Here is an 804-nt window from a genome sequence, read left to right on the forward strand (position 1 = left end):
CCGCCGCATCGTCGGCGCTGCCGCGCAGCGCGAACGCGCGCGGGCGCAGCGGAAAACCGTATGCGTTCCACTGCTGCATCCGGTACTGGTCGTCGGGAATCGCGCCGAATCCCATCACGGTGTGCGACACGCCGGCCGCGAAATTGCCGGCGATGCCGCCGAACTGCAGCGTCGGCGTGACGACCTGCAGCATCGGTGCGAGCTGCGGATCGCGCCGCAGGAGGTCGATCAGCGCCGCATAGCGGCGGATCCCGTACGCGGCCGGATCGCCTGTGCCGTACAGGTAATAGCCCTGCCGCTGGATCTGCAGGTGACCGCTGCGCTGCACGAAGTCGGTTTGCAGCCCGAGCGTGATGTCGCGGCTGAAGCCGCCGAACAGCAGGATCGCGCTGACGCCGACGATCATCGCAAGCAGCGTGGTCAGCGAGCGCCGGCGGTTGCGCTGCAGGTTGCGCAGCGCGAGCATCAGCGTATGGATCATCGGCCCACCTCCTGTGCCGCCGCGCCTTCGCCGGCCCGTTCCCGGCCGACGATGCGGCCGTCGAGAATCCGGATCACCTCGTCGGCGACGCCCACCACCTGTGGGTCGTGCGACGACACGATGAACGACACGTCGCGCTCGCGCTGGATCGTGCGCATCAGCGCGATGATCGCGTGGCCGGTGGCGCTGTCGAGGTTCGCGGTGGGTTCATCCGCCAGCACCATCGCGGGCTCGGCCGCCAGCGCCCGCGCGATCGCGACCCGCTGCCGCTGGCCGCCCGACAGCTGGCTCGGCCGGTGCCGCGCCTTGTCGGCCAGCCCGAC

Annotated in this window: 1 protein-coding gene and 1 pseudogene; both read right to left on the reverse strand. The window is 70.6% G+C overall.

Annotation, left to right across the window (positions count from 1 at the left end):
• Positions 1-478 (reverse strand): annotated as a pseudogene (locus tag ABY44_RS05645) (ABC transporter permease); the annotation flags it as partial.
• The coding region (locus ABY44_RS05650) for an ATP-binding cassette domain-containing protein (RefSeq protein ID WP_431640939.1) at positions 478-804 on the reverse strand (327 nt) is incomplete at its 5' end. The pseudogene ABY44_RS05645 and the gene ABY44_RS05650, both read right to left, overlap by 1 nt.

Source organism: Burkholderia sp. ZZQ-2 (genome assembly GCF_050768715.1).
Classification (GTDB): Bacteria; Pseudomonadota; Gammaproteobacteria; order Burkholderiales; family Burkholderiaceae; genus Burkholderia; species Burkholderia cepacia.